A 15,333-nucleotide genomic window follows, 5' to 3' on the forward strand; every position below is an offset into this window, starting at 1 on the left:
GTTCTCTTCTTGTAAATAGTAAATATTTTTGAAGTTGTCTGATAATCTGACTTTTTCACTATTATCAAAAAAAAATCTGGCAGATTATACCGCCAGATTTTTATCTTCCGCTTTTTGACCCGGGTTCTCCGGTTTTTCCTCAATTCTCTGCATCCAAACATACATCGTTGCCGATACAGTCGCACACAGCACGGTAATGACCCCCATACGTACGGAGTTCTTCACCAGCCAGTCATACATCTGGAATTGTGTAGCCAGCACCGACAGGAGATTCATTGACATATGTGCAATGATCGGCGCTTTCAAAGAACCATATTTTTCATACACATAGGTCAGCATCAATCCCAGTATGAAACCGTAGATCATCTGTATCAGATTCATATGCAGCATACCAAATACAAGGGATGAATAGATCGCAGCATAACGATACGATGTTCTCGCCCGCATTCTCTGAAAAAACAAACCCCGGAATACATATTCCTCACAGATTGGCACCAGAACTGCAAGACAGACGATCTGAAGAATCAAAGGTGCAGAATACAAGGCGTTCATGGTTGTCGCATACGTCTCATCAACTGCTGACAGATTACCGATAATGATCAGATTATTCAGTCCAAGACTCATTGCAAGTGCCATGATTACAATTGCAGCATACTTCCAGATCGGTGCTTTCCGATTAGGTATCACCCCTTGAATCCTCTCCTTCACCCGATCTTTATGAAACATCACTGCCATAACCGGAATGGTAACGAGTGCCGCTACCCCTTCTACTATTGTGCTGTAATCCATATATTTGACTACAATCTTTCCATACAGCTCCATCATCTTGTCCTGATTATCCATCAGTGAATTCAAAGCCTCTGTTGTTGTATAATGTGTACCGATATATACCATCATAAGGGCAATCATCGCAGCCATCCCGACTCCGATACCAATTGCCCATTTAATCAGAATCGGGCCCCACAATTCCCAGAATCTTTTTCCATAGCTTTCCTGAGAGATCGGAGGAGTCTGTCTGCTTTGCTGTTGTTCCATATACTTCCTCGCTTTCCTTTCTTACAGGAATTCTGCCGGACGCAGACATTCCATCTATACTGAATACTTTATCTATTCTACTTCTCCATCTCTCAACATGCAATAAAAAAACTATAAAATCACCATAAAAAATATCTGTTATAATTTAATCTTCACCACATCCACATCCAGATTCCAGAGAAACTTATCCAGATCTTTAAAAGATATAAACACTGTCGCTGTATTTTCCAACGGATGAATTCCCATGCTCTTACATCTGCTCAGATTCTTATCAATAAAAAACTCCACGTTATGCTCTGTATCATTCATAAGAGCAAACGGAGTCACGCTTCCCTGCTTTACTCCAAGATATTTTTCCAGTCGTTCTTCAGAAGCGAAGCTTAAGTTTCCGGCACCAAGCTGTCTTCCGAGTGTCTTCAGATCCACTTTGGTATTCTCATCAGCTGTTACAAGAAAATGTCTCTTTCCTTTGGAATCTCTTAAGAACAGATTCTTACAGAGGGTCCCTTTTTCCGGGAGTCCCAGTCTGTCCATATCTTCCATCGTATGAACCGGTTCATGCTCAACGACCTCATACTTGATATTCATCTTTTTCAGTGCGTCATATACCCGCTGTTTCTGATCTTCCATGCTGCAAAACTCCTTCCTAGTTTGGGTAGTGAACTACAATATTCGCAGTTACCATTTCTGTTCCCGTGTTCTTATATATGTATTCATCAAAAGCATTGTATGAGGCAGAATCTCCTGCTTTTAATGCATACTCCTTATCCTTGAATATCAGCGTAAGCTCACCGGAATATACGGTTATGAATTCCCGTGTGCCGTTCATCTGACGATTCGCCTGCATCATCCCGCCTGCATCAAATTCCAGATCGAAGATCTCAAAATCCTGTCCATTTCGGAAATTAAAGATCGGGTAGAGACGGTATCTTCCGCCATCACCTGTAAGCGGTGCAACTTCTCTTTTTCCGGTTCTGGAAAAAGGCATCGGCTTATCTGTGGTAAATGCCGTGACCGGGACTTTTAACCCCAGTGAAAGCTTATACACCGTTGAAATCGTTGGATTCACTTCTCCACGCTCCAGCTGACTTAACATGCTTTTACTGATCGATGTAAGAGATGACACCTGCTCCAGACTCAGTCCCTTTCCCTTTCGTATCTCTTTTAAATTCACTGCAATCAATTGATTCAGATGATCCAATCGGATTCCTCCTTCAAAAATTCCTGTATATAGAATTTTTTTCTATTATATTGCATATTAATTCGAAAGTAAAGAAAAATCACAGGATTTCATTCACTGCTTCTATATATCGATCCAGTTTTTCTGCTTTTTTTATCTTTTTCAACGACTTTTCAGCTGTTGGAAACAGGTATCCCATATAACACCAGATCTCTTTCATCTTAAAAAGAACATTCTTATCTCCGGAATTCACTTCTCTGTAATCATTCAAAAGCCTGTCATGGAATATGCGCAGTCTTTGTCTGTCAACTTCCCCGGATTTCCTGCTTCCTTCAAGCTCTTCCGTAAGGCATGGGTTATAGATCACGCCCCTTCCAAGCATCAGGACATTTGTCTGCGGAAATTGTTCCCTGATCCGGCCAGCATCTTTCACGGTAAAGATATCCCCGTTATAACACAATGAATGATGACTGTTTTTCACTGCATAGTTATACATCTCCAGATTTGGAGTATTTTTATAAAAATCCTGCTGCACCCTCGGATGAATGATGAGTTCTTCCAACGGATATTGATTATATATCCGCAGAAGTTCCTCAAACTCCTGCGCATGAAATTTTCCGATTCTTGTTTTAATTGATACTTTGATATCTGTCTTTTTAAACACCTGATCCAGGAACCGGTCAAGTTCCTCCGGCTTCGCCAGAAATCCTGATCCGCGATACTTTGAAACCACCGTTTTCGACGGACATCCCAGATTCAGATTCACTTCTCTGTATCCGTAATCTTTCAGTTTCCCGGCAGTGCGCAGGAAATCCTCAGCACAGTTTGTCAGTATCTGCGGTACCAGATACATTCCCTCATTATGTTCCGGGAGAATCTCATTTTTCTCCCTGGAATTAAAATCTTTCTTAGTATGCGGCACCAGAAACGGTGTGAAATACTTGTCCATCGGACGGAAACAGCTGTGATAGGCCCGCCTGTATACATAAGTTGTGATTCCCTCCAGCGGGGCAAGATAATACTTCATATTATTCCTCCTAAAGCCTGCGGGTGAGCAAAGACTCGTCTTCCAGAAGTTCCTCCACCGTATGAAATCCCAATTCTTCCAGAATCTTCAATACATATGGATTCTCAAGCGGTGTCCGAAACTCTGCGGCTTCTGCATAATCATCTACATATTGTTTTCCTTCTTCCCGCGAAAGAAGTACTTTGGGTCCTCCGACACATCCGCCGACGCAACCCATTCCTTCAAAAAAACTGGCATCCGTCTTTTCAGCCCGGATCCGTTCGATCATTTCCATACAGGCTCTGGTTCCATCAGCCTGCTCTGCCTTTACTGCAATATTCCGGTCTGCCCTTAGCTGTTGAACCATATTTTCTACAGCCCGGCTCACTCCTCCGGTACGCGCATAGAGTCTTCCGGCTTCAGATGCATGTTCTTTCTTCATATCTGCAAGCTTCCCGGGATGAATGTCGGCCGCAGTCAATATATCCTGCATTTCCTGAAATGTCAGTACATAATCCACCGCATCTGCAATATCCGGTTCTTCTGCCTCTTTCTTTTTTGCCAGACATGGTCCTAAAAATACCGTAACTGCATCTGGATGAAGTCTTTTTATTATACGCCCGCATGCAATCATTGGAGAGACTGCTCCCGGAACATGTGGAAGCAACTCATGGAATATCTTCCGTATCATGGCAATCCACACCGGACAGCAGCAGCTGGTCAATTGGTAATCCCCTTTTTTCTTTACATGACGGTCGTATTCCAGTGCTTCTTTCAGCGTCAGAATATCAGCAAACAGTGCTACTTCTACCATACCGGTAAACCCCAGTGCTTTTGCCGCAGTCCGAAGCTTTCCAAGCGTGACATCTTCTCCAAACTGTCCCACGGCTGCCGGGGCCACCAAAAGATAAACCGGTTCTTTTGCCTCTCTGACCGCCTTCATCACAGGCAGCACATCTTTTCTCGCTGTAAGCTTCTTCATACTGCATGCATCCATACAGACACCACATCCGCTACAAAGCTTTGGATTTATTGATAGCTTTCCCTCTTCATCCCTTATGATGGCATCAAAGATACAGCTTTGCCGGCACGCTCTGTCATATGTGCATTTCTCACAATCACTCACCGGAATCACCGGTGCATACTTTTCCGGATGCAGCAGACAATCCAGATGTCTGGAATCATACTGGGGAGGAAGTGGTTCTTCCAGTTTCACTTTTCTATTCAGAATATCTCTGTATAATTCATCAAAAGTTTTCATCATCTTTCCGCCCTTCAGACATTTTTATCTACATTATTGGTTGAAAAATGATGAATTATACTCTTTCTTAATCTTTCAGAATCCTTTCAAATGCAACTCTAAGATCACCGTCTTCACATCCTCCGACCAGGCGTATCATTCCACATGGTTCGAAGCCTGCTTTTTTCAGAGCATGCTGCATCGGCAGATTTCCCGGATGCGTATCGATACGCACCGTCTCAAAACCGGCTTTTCGCGCCAGTTCAAATCCATAGGCAAACATCCGGCCTGCGACTCCCTTTCCTTTACATCCATCAGCCACACACACACGGTGCATGGATGCGTACGGAATATCCGTCAGCCATTGTCCATCAATTTCCCTATACGAAGGATCCGGTGTCGTCTGGAAAGCAAAAATCCCCTGAATCACACCATCCTCCACCGCAAGATACGTGCAGGCATTGATCACATCCTGCTCCCAGACTTCTCTGGAAGGATATCCTTTCTGCCATTGGTCCAATCCCAGACCGCGAAGCTGCTTTTTCGCGTCTTCTGTAATCTCACACATCCGGTCAACGTGTTCACTTTGTGCAATGATAAATTCCATCTCTCTTCCTCTCAATCCATACCTGATATTTTTCTTTTTACAATCTGCCCTGTCCGCTCCGTTGTACCCCGCAGACAGTCAGTCTTCTTTCCATCACCTGAAATCTTACTTCAAGACCTGCATATGCCATTCCATAGATTCTCTGCGGATCCTTCTGATACGATGGCCTGGGATCCTGTGCAAGGATCTGCATCAACGGCCCCCTCTGTTCTTCCGGAACGACTGCAAGCCATTGATCAGGGAATTCCACTTCCAGACAATATTCCTGTACACGTTCAGCAAATCCTCCTTTCGCCTCCGGATGACAATCCACATATGGAAGATACGGTTTGATGTCATAGATCGGCGTCCCATCCATAAGGTCCGCACCTCCTACATACAGCACCATCCCCTCCAAATCCTCTTTTTCCATGCCCAAAAGGCTTACACAGGATAATCCAAGCGGGTTCGGGCGAAACGGTGAACGGGTAGCAAATACCCCTACCCTTTCATTTCCTCCAAGTCTTGGCGGACGAACCGTTGGATTCCACTCCTCCCTGACCGCCTGTGAAAACTCCCAGATCAGCCAGAGATACGAATACCCTTCCAGCCCCCTTAAGGCATCCGGATTCCGGTATTCCGGTTCAAATACAATCTTTCCTTTCGTATTCGCGAGCCCACTCTGTCTCGGAATCCCAAACTTGGTCGGAAAATCCGTACGAATATGCGCAATCGGTTTTATAATTCTGCTTTTTTCCATCACTGTTCCCCTGTCAGAAACGGACTCTTTCTCTGTCGGGATGTTCTCCTGACCATCCCGCCTGCGGCATGGTATCCAGACGATACATATCTTCCATCGAGATCTCAAATGAGAAAATATCCTGATTTTCTTTCATTCTTTCCATCACAGAGGATTTTGGCAGAGGAACAATATTCCTTTGCACCGCATATCGGAGACAGATCTGTGCCGGAGAAACTTCATATTTTTCAGAAAGTCTTTTTATCAATGGCTCTTCCAGCACTCTTTTTCGTCCGATCGGGCTCCATGCCTGTACCAGAATATGATGTTCCTGGCAATAACGAACTGCTGCCTCCTGTGTATAACCCGGATGAAACTCCAACTGATCCACCATCGGCTGAATCCTGCAATGGTTTCTGATATTTTCTATATGATGGGGAAGGAAATTACTAAGTCCGATTGCGCGGATTCTTCCCTCCTCATATAATTCTTCCATTGCCCTCCAGGTCTCCACATCCAGAGACTTCCATTCATCATAATCCGGCGTAGGCAGCGGCCAGTGAATCAGGTAGAGATCCAGATAGTCTGTCTGCAGTCTTTCAAGTGTTCCCTCGAATGCTTTTTTCGTCTCCTCATATCCCATCTCCTCTTTCCAGAGCTTTGATGCAAGAAAAAACTCATTTCTTGGAATCCTGCTTTGTTCTATAGCCTGCGCAAGATATTCTTCCGTTCCGTAAAATGATGCTGTATCAAAATACCGGTAACCGGATTCAATCGCCATCCGGATAATATCTGCACTCTTTCCGTCCGCGGCTTTATAGGTTCCATAAGCCACACACGGTATCTGTACTCCGTTATTCAGTGTATAGCAATCTCTGATACTGGTTATCTTCATACTATTTCCTCCTGTACACTCAGATATCTGTTCTATATTACTCTCATGCAATCAACTGATGCTTCAGCATCTGTATCTCCTGTCTGTGTCCCGCATCATCCAGAGGCGTCTCCAGATAAAATGGAAGTTCTGAAAGTGCCGGGTGCTTCATCACCTTGAGCAAAACCTCCAGTCCGATCTTTCCGCCTCCGATTACTGCATGACGATCTTTGTGGGATCCATAATCTTCCAGGCTGTCATTTAAGTGAATGGCCCGAAGATGTTTTAATCCCAGAACACGATCAAACTCCCGGATTACCCCGTCCAGATCATGTACAATGTCATATCCTGCCGCAAAAACATGGCAGGTATCCAGGCAGATACCGATTCTCTCCGGATGTCTGACCCCGTCCCGGATTGCCCTTAGCTCTTCAAATCTTGCTCCGATCTCGGTTCCCTTCCCACTCATAGTCTCCAGAAGTACCGTAATCGATTCACTCCCTGTAATTGCCTGATCCAGGCCTGCAATAATATTGCGGATACCTGCTTCTGTTCCGATGCCGGTATGACTGCCTGGATGAAAAACCATATTTTCAATCTCCAATGCATCCATTCTGGCAATGTCCTCCCGGATCACCATGCACGCAAACTCATAAACCTTCTCCTTCTCACTTGCAAGGTTCATTGTATAAGGCGCATGTGCAAGCAGGGGGCCGAATTCATGCTCTCTTCGGATCTTCTGGAACCTGTTAATCTCCTGCTCCGTATAGTCTTTATAAGTAGATCCTCTGGGATTCCTGCTGAAGATCTGCATGGTATTTGCTTCCATCGCCACCACATTCTCAGCCGTTTTTGCCAGTCCCTTTGCAATTGACATGTGTGTTCCTATCGTATACATCTTCTATCCTTTCTGCTGCAGATCATGGAGCAGTACATCCTGACTGCCGGAACGGAATCCCTCCAGATCAATCGTCACATATACATAGCCCTCTTCTTTCACCTGCTTCACTACTTCTTCACTTCGCTCCAGAAGCATTGGAATATCTTTCTTATCAACTTCTATTCTTACCAGATTGCCATGAACTCTCGTTCTGACATTATAAAATCCCATCGCACGAATATTCTCTTCCATAACATCCACTTTCTTCATTTCTTCATATGTCAGATGTGTATCGTATGGAAAACGAGTCGCAAGACATGGTGTGGAAGGTTTTTCTGCCGTTGATATGCCAAGTTGCTTTGCCAGTTTTCTGACATCGGCTTTGGTAAATCCCGCCTCTATAAGAGGACTTTTTATTCCAATCTCTTTTAGTGCCTGAATTCCCGGGCGGTATTCCTGTGTATCATCCAGATTTGTTCCTTCAATGATAGTGCGGATTCCCAGTTTTTCAGCTTCTTCCAGGACTCTGGTAAACATATATTTTTTACAGCGGTAACAACGATCCTTAGGATTATCTTCAATTCCGGCTTTCTTTAGTTCATCTACATATATAATTTTATGATGAGCGCCGGCTTCTTTTGCAGCCGCTCTGGTAATATCCAGCTCTGCCGCCGGATGAAGAGTGGTGTGAAGTGTCACGGCATATACTTCTGTTCCATATTCTTTACTTTTTCTGCAGAGCAGCCATAACAAAAGGGAACTGTCAACTCCTCCCGAAAAAGCCACCATATTATTTTCTCTTGCATACTGTTCTAACACTTCCCATAACTTTTTACATTTATCTTCATATTTGTCCATGGCTTTCCTCCTGAATCAGATGATACATCTCAGAATATGATTTTCCACTTTTTTCCGCAAGCTCTGATACACTCTGATATTCCGGATAGACACGTGTCTCTCCGTCAGATTCACACACTTTTACATATGCTTTTCCACAGAACGTCTCAATTTCCCTGCTCTCACGTTTCAGTATGGTACGATCCATGCGGACTCTTCTGATTCCGATCGTCGTTGTTTCACGGAAAAGAATCTTCTCCATGGTTTTGATCTGCGCCTCTTTGCACAGAACATTCAGCTGATATGCCGGACGATTCTTCTTCATATATACCGGAGTAAAATGCACATCTCTTGCACCGGCCTTCATCAGACAATCCATCACATACCCAAGGCATTCTCCGCTGCAGTCATCAATATTGGTCTCCAGTTTCCAGATAATATCTTTTTCCGCCAGATTCTCTGATTCCTCGATCAGCATTGCCCGAAGGATGCTCGGAACCTCATATGCTCTCTTTCCGGCTCCCATACCGGTTTTAATAATTCGAAACTGCTCCGGAAGATGATCGGATGTACAGATTGCTGCCGCAATCGCAGCTCCGGTAGGCGTTACCAGTTCTCCCCGACGATTTGTCGTATGCAGAATCAGGCCGTGTTTCTGCACAATATTCATAACCGCCGGAACCGGAACCGGAAGCATTCCATGCTGACAACGGATCTGTCCGCAACCTTCATATAATACCGGAATCACCGTCTCTGTGACACAAAGCTGATCCAGACATACTGCTGCCGCTATGATATCTACAATTGAATCTACTGCTCCCACCTCATGAAAATGAACCTGTTCCAGGGTCGTTCCATGAGCTTTTGCTTCTGCTTCTGCCAGTATCGTAAAGATTCTGACCGCAATCTCTTTTGCATGAGAAGTCATCTCCGTCTGTTCTATGATCTCCATGACCTCCCGAAGCCCCCGATGCTCATGTTCATGATGATGCCCATGTTCCTCGTGATGATGCTCATGCTCCTCGTGATGATGCTCATGCTCCTCGTGATGATGCTCATGCTCATGATGGTGCTCATGCTCATGATGGTGCTCATGGTCTTCCTGCCCGAAAAGATATTCCATGTCATGATCATGATTCTCATGGTCCTCATCCAGAATTACCTGAAAATCACAGACATCAAGTCCGGCCTTTTTCACGCGGCTGATCTCCACACGAAATCCCGATACCGGAACAGAATCCAGTACACGCTTCAGTACTTCTTCATCTGCTCCGAGATCCAGAAGTGCAGCCACCACCATATCTCCACTGATTCCGGAATAGCATTCCAGATACAACTTATTTTTCTTCTTCATGTTTTTTCACTCCCAGTCGATTAATCTGTGAAGCCATATACCCCGCTCCATATCCATTATCAATATTTACAACTGCAATTCCATTGGCACAGGAATTAAGCATCGTCAGAAGCGCAGATATCCCCTTCAGATTTGCTCCATATCCCACAGACGTCGGAACTGCAATGACCGGCTTGTCCACCAGTCCTGCCACAACACTTGCAAGCGCTCCTTCCATACCTGCCACTGCTACGATGCAATTGGCAGATTGTATGAGATCCATCTGCGAAAGCAGACGATGTATTCCACTGACCCCTACATCATACGCTCTCTTTACAGAATTACCAAGATATTCTGCCGTCTGAGCCGCTTCTTCTGCAACGGGAATATCTGCTGTTCCCGCACTGCAGACTACGATACTGCCGATTTTTTCTTTTTCTTTTTTTTCTATTTTTACAATTCTTGAAACCGGATCGTACTCGATCTGGGGGAAATATGCTTTCAAAAACTCATACTGTTCTATGGAAGCACGCGTCCCCATAACTTCTCCCTCAGCTTTCACAATCTTTTCAAAAATATGAAGAAGATGTTCATCCATCTTTCCATTGCAGAACACAACTTCTGCTGCTCCGCTGCGAATCTTCCGGTGTGTATCGATTTTCGCATACCCCAGTTCCTCAAATGGCTCCTTTCGCAGATACCCTTCCGCTTCAGAGACAGATATCTGCCCACTTTTGACTTTTTCCAATAATTCTCTCGTATCCATATGTACTTCTACTCCAGATAAACTTTTTAGACAAATTTTCCTTACAAGTTTAACACTTTTTACAGACGACTGCACTAACTTTTCCTGTTTCTCCGTCTTTATTTTTATAAATATCGTGCTAAAATAAAACTATAACGATTCGAGATAAACGATAGGAGTGTTTGCTATGGAATTTAGATTCAATATTGTAAGTGATGGTTCCTGCGATCTTCCGGAACAAATGACAGAAGAAAATCAGATTCGTGTTGTTCATTTTCTGGTGTCTTTTGACGGAGAAACTTACCAGAAAGAAGGAATTGAATTAAAACTGGATGACTTCTACCAGCAGATGGTCGATCATCCACAAAGATTCCCCATGACTGCAGCACCATCTCCGGAAGACTATTATCAGGTTTTTCTGGATTCCGCCAGAAAAGGACAGGATATCCTGTGTATCTGCATCTCCGGCAAATTAAGCTCTTCCATCCAGTCTGCACAGATTGCAAGACAGATGCTTCTGGAAGATTATCCTGACATTCACGTAGAGATTCTGGATTCTCTTGCCTGCACACTGATGCAGGGTGCATTCGTTCTGGAAGCATGTCGACTGCGAAATGCAGGAAAAACTCTTACTGATGCAGTCACTGCCATGAAAGCACTGATTCCAACCGGTCGAATTCTGTTTACCGTCGGAAGTCTGGAATATCTTCAGCATGGTGGTCGGATCGGTAAAGTGACCAGTATTGCCGGCTCCTTATTAAACGTCAAACCACTGATCACACTGGAAAACGGAGAGATTCATTCCTCCGGAATCAGGCGCGGACGCAAAAATTCTCTCAATGGCACGATACAGTTATTAACAGACTATCTGCAGGAAACACATATGACTCCTGGTGATTATACAATCCTGATTGGATACGGATACGATGTGAAAGAAGCGGATTCTTTTAAGAAACTGACACTTGGAAAACTGCGGGAAATCTATCCAGATGTACCGGACATCCCGGTCTTTCACATCGGAGCAACCATCGGAGTACATGCCGGTCCATATTCCATCGGATTTGGAATCGTCAGGCGAAGCGACCGCATCTGATTCAAGGAAACTCGAAAAAAAGGATAAAAATAAGGGCTTTAACCAGCCCTTATTTTATCCTTTATAATATGGACAATGCCTTTTCAGGCATTGCTGATTCTCTTGTGAAAAATCACATTGTATCTTCTTCGGAAGTTCCATATCGATCCCCAAACTCTCCTGTACAAATGCAGCAGCCTCTTTTGCCGCCGTAAAAGAATCCCTCTTGCAGCATCTTGGGCCGCCAAGCTTTGCGATCGCACCCAGTGCTCTTGAAGTCATCTGATTCGAATATCTCCAGGAAGTTCCGGTAAGTGGATTTGCCTTCGTAATTATACTCATAAAGATTCCTGCACTCACTGCCGCACCACAGCATCCCCACATGCCACAGGCGCCTCCCGGATACTCGGATCCTCTCTTTTTCATCTCTTCCAGCGCATCCTCATATGCAACCTCTCCGCCACAATTACGATATGCTGTCAGAAGTGCAGCTCCTACCATAACATGATGCTCCGGTCCATGCATATAAATATATGGATCCATCATCAGCATCTGCATGATCTCAATCGGATTCTTTGACTGACTTTTTCGGCAGCCGTTCATGATTACTTCAATTCCACGCTTCGCATGACATTCGTCACATACAAAATGCCCATCCTCACAGCTAGCATAACTTTCAAAAGTCCCATGACACATACTACATTCCATCTCTTTTGCATGTTCAAAATAAACCAATGGTTTTCCGCAGACCAGACAGGCGCCTTCTCCTCTTGTCATATGTACCTCCCCTTTCCAATACCATCTTTTTGATTCTTCTGTCCAATATAGTATCACATTTCCATAGTATTGGATACAGGAACCTGTCGTACCGAATAATTATTTTCAAATCACCATATCAACATCTTTCCTCAAAATATTACATACCAGATCCATATCTGTCAGATGAATATAATGACTGCTGTGCTTTGCCTGTATCCATTCCCCGTCTGATACACAATCCAGATAGGCATGCATCAGTTCCTGCCAGAGTACTTCAATCTTTTCTGCCTGTTCTTCTGAAGCCCCTCCAAATTCCCGGATCTCTTTTCTCGCAATGTCGGAATCGTGCGTGATCAGAATGATTCGAATCTTTGGAGCGTTTTTTCGATCCAGAAATCCCATCAGATGAAACATATCATGCGCCGCTTCATATTCTTTCAACGCAGTCTCATACGTCTGTGGTCTGCTTATCATCGTCAATATTTCTTTTCTTTCTTCTTTCAAAAATTCATTATAATAATAAAATGGCGGTGCTTTTCGCATAAGCATTCGAACCATCCATCCCAGATGCTTTCTGGTAAGCCGCAGATTCATCTGAAGCCCTTGCGTCTTATCTGCTCCACTCTTTTTGAATTCTTCTTCTGTCAACTCCATACGGAACCGGTATTCTTCCGGCGAAAGAGGATCCAGAAGCACCAGTTTTTCCACCATCTTCGGATACAGCTTTGCAAATTTCCAGGCATACAATCCACCCAGAGAATGTGCGAGAATCGTAATCGTTTCTGTATGTTCAACCTGCTTCAGAAGCTGATACAATTCCGTCGCAATATTTTCCGGCGTCCGTTCCAGACACGACACACTGCTTGTTCCATATCCAGCTCTTTCATAGAGCAGAATGGTATGTGATTCTGCCAATCGCCCTGCGATCTGTCTCCATTCTGCCATGGAGGCTCCAAGTCCCATCTCGATTACCACATCCACTTTTCCGGTTCCAAAGATCTGATATGCCAGTTCTGCAGACCCGACAGAGCATCTTTCTATCTTCATATATGTTCTCCTCCCATGACAGCGCTTATCTTCAGGTAACTCTTTTCCCTGTCTGATACTACAATTTTACAAAAATCCTCTCTCCGTCGATAGGCAGTTTTTTCATACAATTGTGTCAGTTTTATAGAAAAAAAGGAAGGTACATGATGTACCCTCCAAAAAGAACTTTACGCATGTTATACACTGATATCTTTCTTCCGATAATACAGAATTGCCACCAGTAAGCCGACAATTCCATAAAGAATTCCTATCATTAGCAATTTTTCATCTACCGCTGCATCTGCCACAATATCAGATGCATCTGCATAGGCAAATGGTGTTACATATTTCAAGCCTTCTGCTTTGTCACTGATGTTGCGGATAATGTTCAGGAAATACAGGATCGTTGCAATTCCGATCCCGGTTCCCATCGCACTCCCCTTAAGAAAAGCAGAGATTCCAAAACACACACTCATTACTTCGAGCTGCATCATCAGAAAAGCCAGATGCAGAAGCCAAAATGCTTTTCCTTCCATCTCTTCTCCGATGGCAGCAAAACTTGCAACAGATATCGCCACAACAATTCCGTTCATCAGAACAATCTGCACCATACATGCTCCCCATTTTTCTATGGCAATCTGAAGACGACTGATCGGATGAGTCAGAAGGAACTCTGCGGTATGATCCTTTTCTTCTTTTGAAAGTGCTGTAATCCCCAGAAGTGCTGCATAAAATGCTCCTCCAAGTCCCAGAATATTCCCACATTCCACCGCGTAGAATCCCATCACTTCTCCAAAATTGACCTGATCCATACCAAAGGCAGCCGTAAAACCTCCCATATTGGAGAACATTTCCGATACCCCTGTCATCTGTTTTTTCATCTCCGGATATAATGCCATACATACAATGATCATAGATGCGATTCCGATCGTCCAGATAATCAGTGCAAGTCTTCCCCTTTTCATCTCATGTCTGAATACTGTCATGCCTGCACACCACCCTTCTCATAATAATGAAGAAATACTTCTTCCAGCTCAGGCTCTGATATGATCAGATCCTGAACATCTATCTGATTCAACACTTTTAACAGTTTTGGCATTTCTCCTTCATACAGAAAGCTCACCCGCTGATCTGACGTTTCCATCCTTCGAATTCCCTCAAGTTCACGCATCTTATCTCTGGTTTTTATCTCCACTTTCCGGCACTGCTTTCCGGCCAGCTGTTCTACACTGCTGCATGCGATCAGTCTGCCCTCCCGCAGGATTGCCGCCCTCCCGCAATGCTGCTGCACTTCCGACAGCACGTGTGATGACAGGAGGACACTGCTTCCTTTTTTATGACATTCTTCTACCAGATCAAAAAATTCTTTCTGCATCAACGGATCCAGTCCGCTGGTCGGCTCGTCCAGGATCAACAGCTCCGGATCATGCTGAAAAGCACTTACGATTGCAATTTTTTTCCGGTTTCCTAACGACAGCTCACTGATTTTTCGTTTCTCATCCAGTGCAAAACGCTCACACAGATCTTTTCTTCGCTGTTCACAGTTTTTTCCATATAACTTTGCAGACAGCTTCAACACTTCAGCCACACGCATTCCGCTGTAAAACATTGCCTCTGAAGGAAGATATCCTATCCTGGACAAGATCTCTTTCTGCTGCCTTCCCACTTGTTTTCCAAATATCTCTGCAGATCCGGAAGTCGGTGATACCAGTCCTAAAAGCACACGCATGGTCGTACTCTTACCTGCACCGTTCGGTCCGATAAAACCAAAGATCTCTCCTTCCTTTACCTCCAGATTCAGATCTATGATTCCTCTGCTCTTTCCGTAATATTTCGTCAGATTTTCTGTGCTGATAATCGCATTCATTATTCTCCCTCCCTCAGATACAATACTTAGGCGTTTGCGAAACGCCACAAGCCGCATAAATACGGCATTTTTTAACTACAAAAAACAAATAACCCCTCACCGGATATGGTATAATAGAGTTGACGAGAAACTATAAACCATACATCCAAGAAAG

Annotated in this window: 17 protein-coding genes; 1 reads left to right on the plus strand and 16 read right to left on the minus strand. The window is 44.2% G+C overall.

What is annotated here, in order from left to right; all coding sequences use genetic code 11:
- Window positions 1–84: 84 nt before the first annotated feature.
- From JQM82_RS10260 to larB, 12 genes are all read right to left on the minus strand, one after another.
- The gene (locus JQM82_RS10260; RefSeq protein ID WP_235250212.1) at window positions 85–1,035 is read right to left on the minus strand and encodes a CPBP family intramembrane glutamic endopeptidase; all 951 of its coding nucleotides are present in this window, start codon (window positions 1,033–1,035) and stop codon (window positions 85–87) included.
- Between the two features lie 138 nt (window positions 1,036–1,173).
- Complete coding sequence (locus tag JQM82_RS10265; protein WP_235250214.1) at window positions 1,174–1,665, minus strand: prolyl-tRNA synthetase associated domain-containing protein; 492 nt, start codon at window positions 1,663–1,665, stop codon at window positions 1,174–1,176.
- Between the two features lie 16 nt (window positions 1,666–1,681).
- Window positions 1,682–2,236, minus strand: a complete 555-nt coding sequence (locus tag JQM82_RS10270; protein WP_235250216.1) for a helix-turn-helix domain-containing protein — start codon at window positions 2,234–2,236, stop codon at window positions 1,682–1,684.
- 79 nt (window positions 2,237–2,315) lie between these two features.
- Window positions 2,316–3,242 (minus strand): tRNA dihydrouridine synthase, encoded by a 927-nt coding sequence (locus JQM82_RS10275; RefSeq protein ID WP_235250220.1) that lies wholly within the window; start codon window positions 3,240–3,242, stop codon window positions 2,316–2,318.
- A 10-nt stretch (window positions 3,243–3,252) separates the two neighbouring features.
- Window positions 3,253–4,482: a [Fe-Fe] hydrogenase large subunit C-terminal domain-containing protein gene (locus JQM82_RS10280; protein ID WP_235250247.1), complete on the minus strand. Its 1,230-nt coding sequence runs from the start codon at window positions 4,480–4,482 to the stop codon at window positions 3,253–3,255.
- 67 nt (window positions 4,483–4,549) lie between these two features.
- Window positions 4,550–5,068, minus strand: coding sequence for a GNAT family N-acetyltransferase (locus tag JQM82_RS10285; RefSeq protein ID WP_235250221.1), 519 nt, complete (start codon window positions 5,066–5,068; stop codon window positions 4,550–4,552).
- 37 nt (window positions 5,069–5,105) lie between these two features.
- On the minus strand, window positions 5,106–5,807 hold the full coding sequence (gene tsaA, locus JQM82_RS10290; protein ID WP_235250223.1) for a tRNA (N6-threonylcarbamoyladenosine(37)-N6)-methyltransferase TrmO: 702 nt from the start codon (window positions 5,805–5,807) through the stop codon (window positions 5,106–5,108).
- Between the two features lie 13 nt (window positions 5,808–5,820).
- Window positions 5,821–6,681, minus strand: coding sequence for an aldo/keto reductase (locus JQM82_RS10295; RefSeq protein ID WP_235250225.1), 861 nt, complete (start codon window positions 6,679–6,681; stop codon window positions 5,821–5,823).
- A gap of 43 nt (window positions 6,682–6,724) precedes the next feature.
- Entirely contained in the window at window positions 6,725–7,558 is an 834-nt protein-coding gene (locus JQM82_RS10300; protein ID WP_235250227.1) for a deoxyribonuclease IV, read from the minus strand.
- A gap of 3 nt (window positions 7,559–7,561) precedes the next feature.
- Complete coding sequence (gene larE / locus JQM82_RS10305; protein WP_235250229.1) at window positions 7,562–8,398, minus strand: ATP-dependent sacrificial sulfur transferase LarE; 837 nt, start codon at window positions 8,396–8,398, stop codon at window positions 7,562–7,564.
- Complete coding sequence (gene larC, locus JQM82_RS10310; RefSeq protein WP_235250231.1) at window positions 8,385–9,731, minus strand: nickel pincer cofactor biosynthesis protein LarC; 1,347 nt, start codon at window positions 9,729–9,731, stop codon at window positions 8,385–8,387. Before larC ends, larE begins: the two co-directional genes overlap by 14 nt.
- Window positions 9,715–10,476 (minus strand): nickel pincer cofactor biosynthesis protein LarB, encoded by a 762-nt coding sequence (gene larB, locus JQM82_RS10315; RefSeq protein ID WP_235250234.1) that lies wholly within the window; start codon window positions 10,474–10,476, stop codon window positions 9,715–9,717. The genes larC and larB overlap by 17 nt, the downstream gene beginning before the upstream one ends.
- Window positions 10,477–10,642: 166 nt before the next feature.
- Here larB and JQM82_RS10320 point away from each other — a divergent pair, with 166 nt between their 5' ends.
- Entirely contained in the window at window positions 10,643–11,548 is a 906-nt protein-coding gene (locus tag JQM82_RS10320) for a DegV family protein (RefSeq protein WP_235250236.1), read from the plus strand.
- A gap of 54 nt (window positions 11,549–11,602) precedes the next feature.
- Here the strand turns inward: JQM82_RS10320 and JQM82_RS10325 are convergent, their stop codons facing one another.
- The 4 genes from JQM82_RS10325 to JQM82_RS10340 form a co-directional block, all read right to left on the minus strand.
- Window positions 11,603–12,304, minus strand: coding sequence for a DUF5714 domain-containing protein (locus JQM82_RS10325; RefSeq protein ID WP_235250238.1), 702 nt, complete (start codon window positions 12,302–12,304; stop codon window positions 11,603–11,605).
- A 105-nt stretch (window positions 12,305–12,409) separates the two neighbouring features.
- The gene (locus JQM82_RS10330; RefSeq protein WP_235250241.1) at window positions 12,410–13,333 is read right to left on the minus strand and encodes an alpha/beta hydrolase; all 924 of its coding nucleotides are present in this window, start codon (window positions 13,331–13,333) and stop codon (window positions 12,410–12,412) included.
- Window positions 13,334–13,509: 176 nt separating this feature from the next.
- Window positions 13,510–14,298, minus strand: a complete 789-nt coding sequence (locus tag JQM82_RS10335; protein ID WP_235250243.1) for an ABC transporter permease subunit — start codon at window positions 14,296–14,298, stop codon at window positions 13,510–13,512.
- Window positions 14,295–15,179 carry an ABC transporter ATP-binding protein gene (locus tag JQM82_RS10340; RefSeq protein WP_235250245.1) on the minus strand — a complete coding sequence of 295 codons (885 nt, stop codon included), beginning with the start codon at window positions 15,177–15,179 and terminating at the stop codon, window positions 14,295–14,297. Before JQM82_RS10340 ends, JQM82_RS10335 begins: the two co-directional genes overlap by 4 nt.
- Window positions 15,180–15,333: the final 154 nt, after the last annotated feature.

This window comes from Faecalicatena contorta, from assembly GCF_021531995.1.
Classification (GTDB): domain Bacteria; phylum Bacillota; class Clostridia; order Lachnospirales; family Lachnospiraceae; genus Dorea_A; species Dorea_A contorta_A.

Coding starts and splice junctions, on each gene's coding strand:
- JQM82_RS10260 (WP_235250212.1), bottom strand. CDS start 1,035: ATGGAACAACAGCAAAGCAGACAGACTCCTCCGATCTCTCAGGAAAGC.
- JQM82_RS10265 (WP_235250214.1), bottom strand. CDS start 1,665: ATGGAAGATCAGAAACAGCGGGTATATGACGCACTGAAAAAGATGAAT.
- JQM82_RS10275 (WP_235250220.1), bottom strand. CDS start 3,242: ATGAAGTATTATCTTGCCCCGCTGGAGGGAATCACAACTTATGTATAC.
- JQM82_RS10280 (WP_235250247.1), bottom strand. CDS start 4,482: ATGAAAACTTTTGATGAATTATACAGAGATATTCTGAATAGAAAAGTG.
- JQM82_RS10285 (WP_235250221.1), bottom strand. CDS start 5,068: ATGGAATTTATCATTGCACAAAGTGAACACGTTGACCGGATGTGTGAG.
- tsaA (WP_235250223.1), bottom strand. CDS start 5,807: ATGGAAAAAAGCAGAATTATAAAACCGATTGCGCATATTCGTACGGAT.
- JQM82_RS10295 (WP_235250225.1), bottom strand. CDS start 6,681: ATGAAGATAACCAGTATCAGAGATTGCTATACACTGAATAACGGAGTA.
- JQM82_RS10300 (WP_235250227.1), bottom strand. CDS start 7,558: ATGTATACGATAGGAACACACATGTCAATTGCAAAGGGACTGGCAAAA.
- larE (WP_235250229.1), bottom strand. CDS start 8,398: ATGGACAAATATGAAGATAAATGTAAAAAGTTATGGGAAGTGTTAGAA.
- larC (WP_235250231.1), bottom strand. CDS start 9,731: ATGAAGAAGAAAAATAAGTTGTATCTGGAATGCTATTCCGGAATCAGT.
- larB (WP_235250234.1), bottom strand. CDS start 10,476: ATGGATACGAGAGAATTATTGGAAAAAGTCAAAAGTGGGCAGATATCT.
- JQM82_RS10320 (WP_235250236.1), top strand. CDS start 10,643: ATGGAATTTAGATTCAATATTGTAAGTGATGGTTCCTGCGATCTTCCG.
- JQM82_RS10325 (WP_235250238.1), bottom strand. CDS start 12,304: ATGACAAGAGGAGAAGGCGCCTGTCTGGTCTGCGGAAAACCATTGGTT.
- JQM82_RS10330 (WP_235250241.1), bottom strand. CDS start 13,333: ATGAAGATAGAAAGATGCTCTGTCGGGTCTGCAGAACTGGCATATCAG.
- JQM82_RS10335 (WP_235250243.1), bottom strand. CDS start 14,298: ATGACAGTATTCAGACATGAGATGAAAAGGGGAAGACTTGCACTGATT.
- JQM82_RS10340 (WP_235250245.1), bottom strand. CDS start 15,179: ATGAATGCGATTATCAGCACAGAAAATCTGACGAAATATTACGGAAAG.